The following is a 12,636-nucleotide window of genomic DNA, read 5'->3' as shown; positions in this document are numbered from 1 at the left end:
TCGTCATCATTCCTTCTTCCCGACGTGATGTCGCGCGAGCACCGCTCGCACCGAGTCGATGTCGATCGCAGCCACGGTGCGGCCGCGGCTCGTGACGCTCGTGGCGCGGAGGATCGAGTTGTCGATCGCCTCCTCGGTCGCCTCGATCGCCGCTTCGAACACCGGCGACACCGCGTCGTCGTCGAGTCCCCTGCTTTCCCGCACCGCGGGCGGATGGCGTCGGACATCGGGCGAGGTCGAAAACGCCAGCGCGTAGTCGCCGGAGCCGTTCGATCCGTCGGCGCCGGTGCGCGCGAGCCCCATGATCCCGCGAGCCGCGAGTCGCTCCAGCTGATGGTCGGAAAGTGGCGCGTCGGTGGCGACCACGATGACGCATGAGCCGTCGCCGCGTTCCCTCAGCAGGTTGTTTCGATACGAGAATCGCCGCAGCTCAATTCCCACCGGCGCGCCACCGAGTTGCAGCACCCCGCCAAAATTCGATTGCACCAGGACGCCCACGGTGTAGCCGCCCAGCGACGCCGGGAGTTTTCGCGACGACGTGCCGATCCCGCCTTTCCATTCGAACGCGATCGTTCCCGCACCGGCACCGACGCTTCCTTCGGCCACGTCACCGTTCGACGCCGACTCCAGCGCCGCCACGACCTGCTCCGGCCGGATCGGTCGCGATCGAATCGCGTTGAGCGTCCCATCGTTCGTCTCGGCCACGACCGGGTTGATTGACCGAACTGATTGCATTCCCGGCTTGGCCAGCTCCCACGCGACCATGGCGTCGGCAGCTTTCCAGACACAGAGGGTGCACGTGAGAAGAATCGGCGTCTCGAGCTCGCCGAGTTCGCCGAGCTGGGTGGCACCGATCAACTTGCCGAAGCCGTTGCCGACGTGCAGCGCAGCTGGAACGCGGTCGTGGAAGAGATCCCCTGCGTGGGGGAGAATCGCGGTGATGCCGGTGTGCACCGAATCGCCCTCGATCACGGTGCTCTGTCCCACGAGGACGCCGGCGACGTCGGTGATCGCGTTGCGGGCCCCCGTGGCAAAGATCCCGGGGGTGATGCCGAGGTCGCGGGCCCTGGGACGCTGCTGCGCCGACAGGACCGCTGGCAGAATGATGGTGATGCTCGCGAGCGCCGGCAGGATCGATCGCTGCCGGACCGGGATCATTGCGCCGCGCTCGGACCCGCGCCGGCGATGACGCCGAGCCCCGCAAGGGCCATGACCAGCATCGGAATGAGCGGCGAGTTGGCGTTCATGGCGGCAAACGACGCGGCCAGCGCAAAGCCACAGAGGCCGCCGATCGATCCGCCACGACGACGGTCCGGATTGAGCCACCCGCGAGTCGCCAGTACACGGATCGCCAGGAGGATGGCCAATGTGCCGAGGACCACACCGCCCAGGAACTGGAGCTCGACCGGACGCCCGATCGCCCAGCCGAGCAGTGCGCCGCAATCGGTCAACAACCACGTGAGGGCTATGACACGGAGAATGCGCATCAACGACGAAGACTACTGGACTGTGAACTCCTTCACCATCCCGTGCTCGGCATGGGACTTCCCATCCTTGGCGTCCGGGACGAAACAGAAGAGTGCGTAGTGGCCCGGAGCGAAGTCGACCGTGGTGTAATTGGTGAGACCCGCCTGCATCGGGGCAGTTCCTTCAACCGAAATGAGCGGGGGCTTTCCCACGGCATGCTGCACCCAGGTCAGGACGTCGTTGGCCGTCTTCCCCGCCGCCAGCCGGACGACCACGAACTCGTGCGGCTGGGCGCCCTGCACATTGAGAACCTGGATGACATGCTTCCCGCGGGTGATCGGCTTGGAGAATGTCCAGGCGTAGTCGGCCATGCTGACGGTGATGTCGGCCTTCGGCGCCGGCGTGATCGTCTTCGACGGCAGCACCTTCATCGCCCGGGTCATTCCCTTGATGAAGTGCGGAACGCCATCCGGGCCCGGGATGAGGCACACCCACGCGTAGTCGCCCTCCGGCAGGTTGATCGTGACCGTGCTCGCGTTCTGCGGTCCGCCGTACCAGGTCATCCACGCCGGTGGCGGCGCCTTCGCCTGCAGCGCGGCGACCAATTCGGCAACGGTGTGCCCCTTGTCGAGCTTCACCAGTGTGGCGTGGTGCAGCTCTTTCCCCTTGTTGGCGGCGCGGAAGGTGACCATTCCGGCCGGCACCGTCGCGGGCGCATCGAAGGCGTATTCGGTAAAGGTGATGGTGACGGGAGTCGCGGGCGCCGGCTGGCTCGCGGCGGATCCTGCCGGCGGCTTGGGCACCTGCGCCGCCAGTGGCGCGGCGGTCGTGACGGCGAGAATCGCGAAGAGTACCGAGCGGATCGTCACGAGTGCCCCCATGGTTTCGTTGTGCATCATTCCAATAAAACCATCCGTCCGGAGTCGGTCAAAGGGTACGGAAGGTGATGGTTTCGCCCGCCGCGCCGAGTGCCACCAGCGGAACGCCGAACACGCCGCCGATCCACATCCACGTCGGATGCGGGAGCGCGGTCAGGTCGTGGAGGATGACCAGCGTGAACAGCACGGTGAAGATGAGCGGTGCGATCCGTGCCTGACCGACCTGCGATGCGATCCGGCTCCCTGTATACGACGCGAGAAGCCATCCGCAGAACACCAGCGCCAGTGACGCAAAGGGAAACTCGCCGTGTTCGAGCGCAGTCTTCATCTGGGCGGCGTTGGTCGGGTCGAGCCCCGCCGGCATTGTGACCTGCCGGGCGAGTTCTTCCAGCAGGCGAACGATGATGATCGCGACGCCGCACGAAAGGACCACCGCGACAATTCGTCTGATCACAGGAGTCATGCCGGTCCTCGGCGAAGGCGTGCAGATGGATGAGTTATCGGAAGATACGCCGCCCAACATCAGGGGAGAAGCAATCCGCCGACCGGCGACATCTTCCGCACGAATTGCCTCACTCAGCGTGGAACGTGGAAGATCCGGCTCCAGCGTGTGGCTGTGAAGAACGGCAATGGCCGGTAGCTGCTCGCGTCCCAGCTATAGTAGATGATCATGGGAGTGCCCCGAACGTTAACTCGCGGCGTGAACCCCCAGAACCGCGAATCCCTCGAACTGTCACGGTTGTCGCCCATCATCCAGAGCGAGTCCTTCGGGACCACGATCGGACCCCAGTCGTGGACGTCGGGGTAATAGTGCGCGGGATCGGGTCCGACGTAGTGCGGCAACTGGAATCGGCGCATCTCGCCACGAGTGACCGAATCGGCGGTCCAGGTGGGATCGGTCGATTGTGCATACGGCTCCTGGAGTGCCTTGCCGTTCCGGTAGAGGACCGCCGACTTCATCTGCAGCGTATCGCCGGGAACGCCAATCAGGCGCTTGACGAGAATCGAATCTTCAATCGGCGAAATGAACACTACGATGTCGCCCCGCCGAGGCTCCCGGATCGCCGGCAGGTGCGCATGGATGAACGGGATCTTGGCACCGAAGAGAAACTTGTTGACGAACAGGACGTCGCCGACCATCAGCGTCGTTTCCATGCTTGGCGACGGGATGAAGTATGCCTGGACCACGAAGGACGACAGCACGAGCCAGATTCCGACTGCCCACGCCAGCGCGCGAATCCACTCGAACGTCTTCTTCTTCGCCTGCTCCACCACCGTCGGTTTCGGCTCCGTCACGCATTCCTCCCCTGAGACCCGCCCGGCTTCAGTCGTGACGCGTAGCTGCGCCGCAGTTTCGCCATCTTGGGCGCGATCATCGCCGCGCAGTAGGCTCGTGCCGGATTCCGCTCATAATAGTGCTGGTGATACTCCTCGGCTGGCCAGAAGGTCTCCAGCGCCTTGATCTCCGTGACGATTGCTGCATCGAATGCCTCGTCAGAAGTCAGCGCGGCGACTACGTCTCTGGCGGTCTGTTCCTGCTCGGGCGACGAGGTCAGGATGATGGACCGATATTGGGTCCCGCTGTCGGGGCCCTGAGCGTTGAGGGTGGTCGGATCGTGAAAGGCGAAGAAGAGCTCGAGTAGCTCGCGATACGAAATCTGCGCCGGGTCGAAGGTGACCTGAATCACCTCGGCGTGCCCCGTCGCACCAGCACACACGCGCTCGTAGCTCGGATTAGGCACCCGCCCGCCGGCATACCCCGAGAGGACCTTCTCGACGCCGAGCAGCGGTTCGAACACCGCTTCGATGCACCAGAAACATCCGCCGCCGAATGTCGCGAGTTCGCTCATCGCGGCCCGAAATCCCACACGGCAATCGCCCCTGGGCCGAACCGCAGCTGCGACCTCGCCCCGAAGCGGTAGACTGGATTCGCCGGGACGTCGCTGGTCAGCGCGAACTTGATCTGCTTGACACCGGCACCGCTCCATGGTGGTATGAGGTGGACCGTAATCCCTCCGAGATCGATGACGGCGCCTTCGCCTTCGGTCGCAACCTTGAGCTGGTCGCGCCGGAGCACAGCGACGATGTGTTTGATGTCGTCGACCGGCATCGCGAGGGTGGCGCTGGAAACGTAGGCAAGGAGTTTGTGCGAGTCGAAATACGGTGCGAGGAATCGCTGCACTGTGAGCCTCGACACCGGCAATGAATCGGTCTTCGACAGCGACTCAGACGCGGTCCGCCGGTACTCCTCAACCTCGAACTCCACTTGCCGTGACGTGGAATCGGCTCCCGCCGGACGAATCCGGTCGACGCCATTCGGATACATTGGCGGTGTGTTCGAACTGCCGCCGGGTCCCTCGATCGGAAGCGCCGACATCTGCCCTCCCGGTTCGAACATCCCTTGCTTCGCAACGATCCCGAGGCCGCCGACGCGCTCGCTCGCAAGAACGATCGCGACGCCGTTCGCCGGGAGCATCGCATTCGTCACCGGGATGAATTGCAGGAAGTTGTACTTCCCGATCAGCCGGGTGCCGATGCCGCCGTCAACGCCATTCAGGAACCCACTTTGTGTCGCCGCGAATTCCTCGCGAACGAACGGCGACGTAGCAATCTCGTGATAGGTCGCCGAGTCGACCGACACGACGAGGTGGTGGAGCACCAGTGGTACACCCTGTCCGCCGACCGGCGATGTTGCCGACGCGACGACGGCAAGTGCCGGAAGTGCGGCGAACATGCCCTTCATCGACTTGCCTCCGGCGTCGCATCGGCGAGCAGCGCGTCGAGGTCGAGCGGGGCGAGCGTCATCTGCAATGCGCCGTCGGCCGCACGCGGCCATTCGCCTTCCGGGCGGTCTCGATAGAGTTCGACGCCGTTGTTGTCGGGGTCACGCAGATAGACCGCTTCGCTCACGCCGTGGTCCGACGCTCCGTCCACGCGGATGCCAGCCTGCACCACCCGCCGCAGCGCGTCGCCGAGAGAGGCGCGATCGGGATAACGGATCGCCACGTGATAGAGACCGGTCGTCCCGCGCGGAGGCGGCGGTCCGCCAGCACTGGTCCAGGTATTCAGACCGATGTGGTGATGGTATCCGCCGGCGCTGATGAACGCAGCCTGATCCCCCATCCGTTGCTGAATCTCGAATCCGAGGACGCCGTGCCAGAAGGCGAGCGACCGGTCAAGATCGGCGACCTTGAGGTGCACGTGCCCGACATCGACGCGTGGATTGATCGACGTCATCGACCGCTGACCAGCTTGGCAAGCTCGAACGCCGCCGCGGCAGCAACACCACCGACGATCAGCGTCTGCAGCGCGCTGCGGACTCGCGGAGCGCCGGTGAAGCGCCCCTTGATCCAGCCGAATACCGCAAGTGCCGTGAGGGTGATGCCGATCGACCAGTGCAGGCCGGTCTCCACATTCGGGGTCGCAAAGTACGCCGACAGCGGGATCACGCCGCCGACCACGTACGACGCCGCGATCGTTGCCGCGCTCCGCAGCGCGCGCCCCGGGTGCGGCTCTTCGAGGCCGAGCTCGAAGCGCATCATGAATCGGACCCAGTCGTCGGGGCGTCGCCGAAACGACGCAATCACCGCGGCGCTCTCTTCGCGGGTGACCCCGTAGGCCTCGAAGACCTCGCTCACTTCATCGGCTTCTTTTTCGGGGACCACCGCCACTTCGCGGTATTCCCGCGTGAGTTCGCTGGCGTAGTGCTCGGCGTCGCTTCGGGCGGCGAGATAGCCACCGAGACCCATGGCGATGGCGCCCGCCGCGATTTCGGCGAGTCCCGCCGTGATGACGACACTCGTCTGCGCGATCGCCCCGGAGAGCCCGGCCGCAAGCGCGAACGGGACGGTCAGGCCGTCGGACATCCCGATCACCACATCGCGCACTGCTTCAGGCGCAGTGAAATGATCTTCGTGCGCGTGCGGTGCCGTCACAGAAGTCTCTCCCTCACATCGGAATGGATCTCGACCTCGCTCACCATCCGGCGCGCGGGTCCGGGAGCGGCGTCAGGTGTGATTCGATCTCGGCGCGGCGCGGTGCCAGCCGCGGTGGAAGCACCAGTTCCCGCCCGAGGCGGTCGAGCGGAACGTCGACGGTAAAGCCGGGGCCCTTCGTCGCGAGCTCGAAGAGCACACCACTCGGCTCACGAAAGTATATCGAGCGGAAATAATAGCGATCGATGATCGGCGTCGACGAGACGCCGCCGGTGTGAATGCGATCGAGCCACGCTTCGTGCTCTGCAGGTTCAGTCGCCCAGGCGACGTGATGCACCGTGCCGGCGCCGGAGCGACCGTTGAGATCTGGCGGTGCATCGTAGGCGATCGTCCCGTGGCGGGAGTTGCCGGTGAGTTGCCAGCTCGACCCGTCCCCGCGAGCGGCGCCCATCACCGCTTCAAGCAGATGCGCAGTACTCGTCAGCCGGGCGCCGTAGGCACGCACGCTGTCGAACCCCTGCAACGCGTGCGCGGCGGGGATGTCGGGGTGATGCGCCATGAGCGGACGATCGTCGGAGACGATGGCGCGAAGTTCGAGTCCGAGCCCTTCAGGATCCTCGAAGCGGAGCCGGTCCTCATGTCGCGTGGCGATGATCCCGTTGTTGGCGAGGCGCTGGTCCCAGAAGTCGAGCGACTCGTATGAACCGACGCGCATTGTGATCCGGTAGACCATTCCGGCACCGGCGCGCCCGCGCAGCGCCCCCGGATATTCGAAAAAGGTCAGGTCGGCGCCGGGCGATCCGTCTTCGTCGGCGTAGAAGAGGTGGTAGACGTAGGGATCGTCCTGGTTGACCGTCTTCGCGACCATCCGGAGACCGAGGATCCCCGTGTAGAAGGCGAGATTGCCGGCTGCGTCGCCGGTGATACAGGAGATGTGGTGGATACCGTCGAGCCGCATGGCCAAAACTAGCCCGGCAGATGGGGGGACTTGCGGAATTCCACCTAAGGCTGTTGATTTCTATTCTACGATGACCATGTTCCATTCCGGAGCATGGACGAAGTTTCAGAGGAACGCTCGTCAGGGGATCGGCGTTCAAGCCGGTCCCTTTTTGACTTCCTCCCGTCGTAGCGCCAGGTGCGGGATGCCGCAGCGCAGAAACTGACCCCTCGCGAGGGTATGATCGCGAACCTGTAGTCGGTCGTACGGCATCGTCCGCGACTCCGATTACACCATCATTCAGGAGTAGGACAGCATGCGTACAACCGGCACAGTCAAGTGGTTCAACGACGCGAAGGGCTTCGGCTTCATCACCCCCGAGAACGGTGAAAAGGATTGCTTCGTTCACCACTCGGCGATCCAGGCCCAGGGCTTCAAGTCGCTCTCCGAAGGGGAGCGCGTCGAGTTCGACATCGTCCAGGGCGCCAAGGGCCCGGCGGCGGAGAACGTCGTGAAGCTCGGCCGCTAAGGCCAAGCTCGTTGCGGCCTTTGGGCCACGACGCCGGACGGCCGGCTCACTTCGGTGAGTCGGCCGTTTTGCTTGTCCCGAGCGAGGGCGGCATCACCGCCGAGTCGAGGGACTATCGCAACGCAGCAACTCGTCGTTCCAGCGCGCTCAGCCTCAGCTTGAGCGCCGCCAGCTGCGCTTCCGCGCTCCGCGCCTGACCCACCACGGTGGCGGTCGGCGTCATATCCGACCCTTGCAGTACTCCCAGCGCCGCGGTCATCTCTCCGCCAACCGAAGCGAACGATGGCACCGCAGCCGCTGCGTTCGCCCTCCCGCGACCCGCCCCACGCCCTGCAGGAGCGCTATCGGCTGGTGCGCACGGCGATCCCGAGGGCGGTGCACCCGCTCCGCGCCCTCCCCGACCCCCGCGACCTCCACCACCGGTACCGCCGAGTGCCGCGAGCTCGCGATCGAGTGAATCGAGCGGCCCGCGCACCTGAGGCAATGCGTTGCCGCAGCGACTGGCGACTGCGGCACGGAGCTGCCCGATCGTCCCCTGCGCGATACGGACATCATGCGCGCCGTTGTACATCGCCATCGAGAGGAGGTTCTGCTCCCGCAGCGCGGCGACCGGCGTCTTGATGTTGGGATCGAGCTTCACCATGAGCGGCTTGGTGTACGACGTTCCGTTCACGCTGAGCTTGAGCGTGTACTTCCCCGGATAGGCCCATGGCCCGGTCGGCGCCGGCGCAGTGTTGAACGGCGTCGCCGACATCGGATAGTTCTCCCCGCTCCCCGGGAGCGGAGCATAGTGCATGTCCCAGAGAAACCGATGGAAGCCAGGCGCTGCCGAGAGGATGCGCGTGGGCCGCATCCAGTAGCTTGGCGTCTCGCCGATATCGCCGATCGGCGCCGGCTGGTCGGTGCTGGCGTAACGGCGAACCAGTTTCCCGGCGCTGTCGAGCACATCGAGGGTGACCGGTCCGGTTGCCGCGGGGCCGAGCCAGTAGTCGATGATCGCCCCCTCGGGCGGATTCTCACCCGCCGGTTCGTCCGGCGGCAGCGGCGTGTCGGTATTGAGGTCCCAGCGTAGCCGCCACGCGTCTTCAGGCTTGAAGAGCGTCGCAGTGGTGCGGCTGGTCGAATCCGCCCACTGCCTGAGCGGCGTGATGTCGTCAAGAATCCAGAAACCGCGACCGTGCGTGCCGATCGCGAGATCGTTGTTCTTCACGATGAGGTCGCGCACTGAAGTCGCCGGCAGGTTGAGTCGCAGCGACTGCCAATGGTTGCCGTCGTCGGTCGACACGTACACCGTCCGCTCGGTGCCGGCGAAGAGCAAGCCACGCCGCACCGGATCCTCCCGAACGACATTCACCGTCTCACCGGCGGGGATTCCGTCGTCGATCTCCGTCCAGCTCGTGCCGCCGTCGTGCGTGCGGTAGATGTGCGGATGCAGATCGTCGAGGCGAATGGTATTCACGGCGGCGTACGCAGTGGATGCATCGAACCGCCCCGCGTCCATGATCGAGATCTTGGCCCACGGCACCACGCCGGGTGGCGTGACGTCGTGCCACGTGACTCCGCCATCTCGCGTGACCTGAATCAGTCCATCATCGGTGCCCGCCCAGACCGTCCGGAGATCGAGATACGACGGGGCGATGGTGTAGACGACACCACGCTGCGTCGGTTGCGCCGAGGGCGAATTGCTGTAGATGCCCACGCTCGGCGGAATCGCCCACGTCTTGCGCGTCAGGTCGGGTGAGATCCGCGTCCAGCTCGACCCGCCGTTGATCGTTTTCCAGATCACGTTCTGGCCAAAGAAGAGCACGTGCGGATCAACGGTCGAGAAGACCAGCGGCGCGGTCCGAACCGCCCGGTAATCGCTACCGCGGCCGCCGCCCGGCGGCGCCACCGATTGCACCTGATCCGTGCGGCGATCGTAGCGCGACACCTTGCCGCCGAAGACGATGTCGGGATCGAGCGGATCGGGGACCGCGTACCCGTATTCCTCCACACCGACCGGATGCCACTCGCGGAAGGTGATCCGGCCATCGACGCCACGACTCGCCACGCATGCGGAGCCGCTCTCCTGCTGCCCACCGCAAAGCCGGTATGGAAAGGCGTTATCGGCGTTCACATGGTAGAACTGCGCGGTCGGCTGGTTGTACCACGAACTCCACGTGGCACCGCCGTTGACCGTGACGCTTGCTCCCTGATCCGACACCAGGATCAGGATGTCGGGATGCTCGGGGTTGATCCAGAAGCGCTGGTAGTCGTCGCCGCCTGGCGCGCCGCGCAGCGCCTTCCATGTCTTGCCGCCGTCAATCGACTTCCACGACACCACGCTCGCCGTGTACACGACGTCGGGATTTCGCGGATCGACCTTGACCTCCGCCATATCGGAACCGCGCGAAACGACGCGATCGTCATCGGTGATCCTCGTCCACGATTCCCCGCCGTCGTCGGAGCGATAGAGACCGCCCATTTCGACCGCTGCGAAGATCCGGTTCGGATTGCTCGGCGAAATGCCGATGCCGATACGACCATCGCCGTTCGGCAGGTTCGGAAGCCCGTTGGTCAGCTTCCGCCACGTCGTTCCGCCATCGGTCGACTTGAAGAGCCCGCTTCCCGGGCCGCTCCACGCGCCGTTTTCCCACGGCCCCTGCCTTGCTTCCCAGAGTGCGGCGTACACCGTCTGCGCGTTGGACGGATCGAGGACGACGTCGATCCCACCAGTGTTCTCGTCCTTCCCTAACACCTTTTCGAACGAACGGCCGCCATCGAGCGATCGATAGATCCCGCGCTCGGCGTTGGGGCCGTACGGATGGCCGAGAACTGCCACGAAAATCCGGTCAGGGTTCGACGGATCGATGGCGATCTGCGGAATCTGCTGCCCGTCGCGGAGGCCAAGATGCGTCCAGGTTCGTCCCGCGTCGGTGGACTTGTAGATACCATCGCCGGTCGAGAGATCGGGGCGCTGCAGCCCCTCGCCGCTGCCGACGTACACGACGTCGGGGTTCGATGGCGACACCGCGACGGCACCGATCGACCCGGTCGGCTCGCTGTCGAAGATCGGCTTCCAGGTATTGCCGTAATCAGTTGTCTTCCAGACGCCGCCGTTGGTCACGCCGATGTAGAAGATGTTCGGCTGGCTCGGCACGCCGGCGGCTGACTTGGTACGTCCGCCGCGAAAGGGGCCGATGTTGCGCCAATGCATCTCGGCGAGTTCCGATGGATCGAATTGCTGCGCCACGAGATCGTGTGCGGCGCCCGCCGCGAGCGCGAAGATCAGTACCGAGACGCTGAGACGCCGTGCCATTCAGACTTCCCACCCCGGCCGATATCCGGGCTTGAGATACTGGTTCGCCTCGGGGACGTTCGTCACCGTCATCGTGCTGGCGTCATAGAGGATCTTCTTCCCGGAGCCTGCCCGCAGCGCCACGATCCCGAGGAGCATCGTCTCGGTCAACGCCCCGGCGTATTCGAACGGCGAAGTTGCCTTCCCCTGCCCCATGCACGCCAGCGCCCAGTTCATCTCGTGCGACACGGCGATTCGCGGATACTTCTGCGGAACGGACTTGGCCCGTTCCATCAGCGATTCGGGATAGAGGTGCGGCTTCTCGCCGTACGTCTGGTGCATCAGCAATCCCTTGTCGCCGAGGAAGAAGGCGCCACCGTCTGGCGGAAGGACGACATCGTCGGGGAGCAGGTCGGGACGCGGGGGGAAGAGTCCGCCGTCGAACCAGCTCAGCTTGACCGGAGGTTGATTGCCGCGCGCGGCGAACTGGTAGTGCACCGTCGTCGCGGCGGGATACGACGCGGGACTGCGCGGCGATCCCCCCCACGGCGTCGACGTCGCCTCGATGCTGTGCGGCGCAGTGAGTCCGAGCGCCCAGTAGGCGTGATCGATGAGATGTGCGCCCATGTCGCCGAGCGCGCCGACGCCGAAGTCGAGCCATCCGCGCCAGGAGAACGGGTGATAGATCGGATGGTAGGCCACATCGTGCGGACATGGCGCGGTGTACAGATCCCAGTTGAGGGTGTCGGGCGCCGTGTAATTGGCGTTCCAGAGCCCCTCTGCAATGAGGGCGTTGATCGTTCCGCTTCCCCACTGCGGCGCACCCGGGACAGTCTTCGGCGTCCCCGGCGCATAGACGGCATCGGATGGAGGCTGCGGCGCGCGCGGCAGCGGACGGGCTGGACGCGGAACGCCTTGCGGCCACCATCCCGCCGGCCGGTCGGTCCAGACATGCACCTCCCGCACATCACCGATCAGTCCGGCCTGCACCCACTCGTTGATCAGTCGCGCGTCGTCGCTCGAATGACCCTGGTTCCCCATCTGCGTCACGACGCCCGATGTCTTCGCGAGATCGCGCAGGTAGCGCGCCTCGTACACCGAATGGGTCAGCGGCTTCTGCACGTAGACATGCTTCTTGAGCTGCATCGCCGACTTCGCGATGATCGCGTGCGCGTGATCGGGAGTCGCGACGACGACGGCGTCGATGTCCTTCTGCCTGTCGAGCATCTCGCGGAAATCGGCGTAGCGCTTCGCCGCCACGAAGGCGTCGCGCAACTTGAGATCACCGGCGGCGGGATCCTTGCCGTTGACGATCCGGAGCCGCGACGCGAGTGACCGATCGACGTAGCCGAAATCGACATCGCAGAGTGCCACGATGTTCTGGGAGGTGAGTGCCGCGGCATTATCCATCCCTTTGCCGCCACATCCCACGAAGGCGAGGTTGAGCGTATCGCTCGGCGCCTGAAAACCGCGACCGAGGATCCGCCGCGGAACGATCATCGCGCTGAGCGCCGCACTGGCCGAGCCGGAAACGAACTCACGACGGGTGACCTTGCGAGCAGCCATCTGACCACCAGATCTGAGGGATAGCTAACAATAGCCGATCGGTTCGG

General features: G+C 65.1%; 13 protein-coding genes. 1 reads left to right on the top strand and 12 read right to left on the bottom strand.

All coding sequences use genetic code 11. From position 1 onward, the window contains the following. Nucleotides 1-6 precede the first annotated feature (6 nt). From VGM20_00610 to VGM20_00565, 10 genes are all read right to left on the bottom strand, one after another. Nucleotides 7-1,158: a P1 family peptidase gene (locus VGM20_00610; protein HEY4099356.1), complete on the bottom strand. Its 1,152-nt coding sequence runs from the start codon at nt 1,156-1,158 to the stop codon at nt 7-9. Then, nucleotides 1,155-1,487 carry a hypothetical protein gene (locus VGM20_00605; protein ID HEY4099355.1) on the bottom strand — a complete coding sequence of 111 codons (333 nt, stop codon included), beginning with the start codon at nt 1,485-1,487 and terminating at the stop codon, nt 1,155-1,157. Before VGM20_00605 ends, VGM20_00610 begins: the two co-directional genes overlap by 4 nt. 12 nt (nt 1,488-1,499) lie before the next feature. Continuing rightward, a complete protein-coding gene (locus tag VGM20_00600) occupies nt 1,500-2,366 on the bottom strand; it encodes a hypothetical protein (GenBank protein HEY4099354.1) in 867 nt (288 codons plus the stop codon). 28 nt (nt 2,367-2,394) lie between these two features. Further along, nucleotides 2,395-2,808 carry a hypothetical protein gene (locus VGM20_00595; GenBank protein HEY4099353.1) on the bottom strand — a complete coding sequence of 138 codons (414 nt, stop codon included), beginning with the start codon at nt 2,806-2,808 and terminating at the stop codon, nt 2,395-2,397. Between the two features lie 113 nt (nt 2,809-2,921). After that, nucleotides 2,922-3,641: a signal peptidase I gene (gene lepB, locus VGM20_00590; protein ID HEY4099352.1), complete on the bottom strand. Its 720-nt coding sequence runs from the start codon at nt 3,639-3,641 to the stop codon at nt 2,922-2,924. Beyond that, nucleotides 3,638-4,195, bottom strand: coding sequence for a peptide-methionine (S)-S-oxide reductase MsrA (msrA, locus tag VGM20_00585; GenBank protein HEY4099351.1), 558 nt, complete (start codon nt 4,193-4,195; stop codon nt 3,638-3,640). The genes lepB and msrA overlap by 4 nt, the downstream gene beginning before the upstream one ends. Beyond that, complete coding sequence (locus VGM20_00580) at nt 4,192-5,088, bottom strand: DUF5829 family protein (protein HEY4099350.1); 897 nt, start codon at nt 5,086-5,088, stop codon at nt 4,192-4,194. Before VGM20_00580 ends, msrA begins: the two co-directional genes overlap by 4 nt. Next, entirely contained in the window at nt 5,085-5,582 is a 498-nt protein-coding gene (locus VGM20_00575) for a VOC family protein (GenBank protein ID HEY4099349.1), read from the bottom strand. The genes VGM20_00580 and VGM20_00575 overlap by 4 nt, the downstream gene beginning before the upstream one ends. Beyond that, nucleotides 5,579-6,280, bottom strand: a complete 702-nt coding sequence (locus VGM20_00570; protein ID HEY4099348.1) for a VIT1/CCC1 transporter family protein — start codon at nt 6,278-6,280, stop codon at nt 5,579-5,581. The genes VGM20_00575 and VGM20_00570 overlap by 4 nt, the downstream gene beginning before the upstream one ends. 40 nt (nt 6,281-6,320) lie before the next feature. Then, nucleotides 6,321-7,238 (bottom strand): VOC family protein, encoded by a 918-nt coding sequence (locus VGM20_00565; GenBank protein HEY4099347.1) that lies wholly within the window; start codon nt 7,236-7,238, stop codon nt 6,321-6,323. Nucleotides 7,239-7,533: 295 nt separating this feature from the next. Between VGM20_00565 and VGM20_00560 the strand changes: the two genes are divergently transcribed. Beyond that, a complete protein-coding gene (locus tag VGM20_00560) occupies nt 7,534-7,746 on the top strand; it encodes a cold-shock protein (GenBank protein HEY4099346.1) in 213 nt (70 codons plus the stop codon). Nucleotides 7,747-7,858: 112 nt separating this feature from the next. Here the strand turns inward: VGM20_00560 and VGM20_00555 are convergent, their stop codons facing one another. Then, nucleotides 7,859-11,044, bottom strand: coding sequence for a glycosyl hydrolase (locus VGM20_00555; GenBank protein ID HEY4099345.1), 3,186 nt, complete (start codon nt 11,042-11,044; stop codon nt 7,859-7,861). After that, on the bottom strand, nt 11,045-12,589 hold the full coding sequence (locus VGM20_00550) for a Gfo/Idh/MocA family oxidoreductase (protein ID HEY4099344.1): 1,545 nt from the start codon (nt 12,587-12,589) through the stop codon (nt 11,045-11,047). Nucleotides 12,590-12,636: the final 47 nt, after the last annotated feature.

The organism is Gemmatimonadales bacterium, assembly GCA_036500345.1.
Classification (GTDB): Bacteria; Gemmatimonadota; Gemmatimonadetes; order Gemmatimonadales; family GWC2-71-9; genus Palsa-1233.
Note: the sequence above shows the minus strand (reverse complement) of the source record. Positions and strands in the feature narration are given on the sequence as shown.

What these genes read in the sequence shown, in the direction of transcription:
- VGM20_00610 (HEY4099356.1), bottom strand. Translation starts at nt 1,158, where the DNA reads ATGATCCCGGTCCGGCAGCGATCGATCCTGCCGGCGCTCGCGAGCATC.
- VGM20_00605 (HEY4099355.1), bottom strand. Translation starts at nt 1,487, where the DNA reads ATGCGCATTCTCCGTGTCATAGCCCTCACGTGGTTGTTGACCGATTGC.
- VGM20_00600 (HEY4099354.1), bottom strand. Translation starts at nt 2,366, where the DNA reads ATGATGCACAACGAAACCATGGGGGCACTCGTGACGATCCGCTCGGTA.
- VGM20_00595 (HEY4099353.1), bottom strand. Translation starts at nt 2,808, where the DNA reads ATGACTCCTGTGATCAGACGAATTGTCGCGGTGGTCCTTTCGTGCGGC.
- msrA (HEY4099351.1), bottom strand. Translation starts at nt 4,195, where the DNA reads ATGAGCGAACTCGCGACATTCGGCGGCGGATGTTTCTGGTGCATCGAA.
- VGM20_00580 (HEY4099350.1), bottom strand. Translation starts at nt 5,088, where the DNA reads ATGAAGGGCATGTTCGCCGCACTTCCGGCACTTGCCGTCGTCGCGTCG.
- VGM20_00575 (HEY4099349.1), bottom strand. Translation starts at nt 5,582, where the DNA reads ATGACGTCGATCAATCCACGCGTCGATGTCGGGCACGTGCACCTCAAG.
- VGM20_00565 (HEY4099347.1), bottom strand. Translation starts at nt 7,238, where the DNA reads ATGCGGCTCGACGGTATCCACCACATCTCCTGTATCACCGGCGACGCA.
- VGM20_00560 (HEY4099346.1), top strand. Translation starts at nt 7,534, where the DNA reads ATGCGTACAACCGGCACAGTCAAGTGGTTCAACGACGCGAAGGGCTTC.
- VGM20_00555 (HEY4099345.1), bottom strand. Translation starts at nt 11,044, where the DNA reads ATGGCACGGCGTCTCAGCGTCTCGGTACTGATCTTCGCGCTCGCGGCG.
- VGM20_00550 (HEY4099344.1), bottom strand. Translation starts at nt 12,589, where the DNA reads ATGGCTGCTCGCAAGGTCACCCGTCGTGAGTTCGTTTCCGGCTCGGCC.